Below are 840 nucleotides of genomic sequence, written 5' to 3' on the forward strand. Positions count from 1 at the left end.
CGCTAGCCGCTCCAGCCTGGTACGGCCATCCGGACGGTCAGCGCGTGCTCGACCAGATTGATCAACGCGCTCTTCACCGAATCCTTGGACCGGGCATCCAACCGGATCAGCGGAATATGCGGCGCCAGCGTCAAAGCGTCACGCACCTCCCCATCACTATGCGGATACTGCCCATCCCACCCATTGACCCCCACCACGAAAGGCAACTGCGCCTCCTCGAAGTAGTCGATCGCCGGGAAACTATCCGCCAACCGCCGCGTATCCACCAACACCACCGCGCCGATCGCCCCCCGCACCAAGTCATCCCACATGAACCAGAACCGATGCTGACCCGGCGTACCGAACAAGTACAAAATCAGATCCCGATCCAGCGACACCCGCCCGAAATCCATCGCCACCGTCGTGGTCGACTTCAACGGCGTCATCCCCAGATCATCGATCCCCACCGACGCATCCGTCATCACAGCCTCGGTCGTCAACGGCATGATCTCCGACACCGCACCGACGAACGTCGTCTTACCCACGCCGAAACCACCGGCCACCACGATCTTCGTCGAAGTAAGACCAGGACTAGAGCCTGCGAAGTCCACTGAGCACCCTTTCCAGCAGGTTGACATCTGGCCTACCGGCATCCAACTGCGGCTGATGCACCCGAACCAGACCCTCGGCCGCCATATCAGCGATCAACACCCGCACCACACCCAGCGGAATCCGCAACAGCGCCGACACCTCAGCCACCGACCGAACCTGCCGACACAACTGACTGATCGCCTGATACTCCGGCGTGATATGCGAAAACTCCCGATGCTCAGCCGTCGCCGACGAGACGAGGGCCTCCAT

At 61.5% G+C, this 840-nt stretch carries 2 protein-coding genes; both read right to left on the reverse strand.

Annotated elements, in window-relative coordinates; translation table 11 throughout:
* Positions 1-2: 2 nt before the first annotated feature.
* Entirely contained in the window at positions 3-590 is a 588-nt protein-coding gene (locus tag AB0C16_RS40115; RefSeq protein WP_357691390.1) for an ATP/GTP-binding protein, read from the reverse strand.
* On the reverse strand, positions 571-840 hold a 270-nt coding region (locus AB0C16_RS40120; protein ID WP_225264432.1), incomplete at its 5' end, for a DUF742 domain-containing protein. The genes AB0C16_RS40120 and AB0C16_RS40115, both read right to left, overlap by 20 nt.

This window comes from Nonomuraea sp. NPDC048916, assembly GCF_040649575.1.
Taxonomy (GTDB): domain Bacteria; phylum Actinomycetota; class Actinomycetes; order Streptosporangiales; family Streptosporangiaceae; genus Nonomuraea.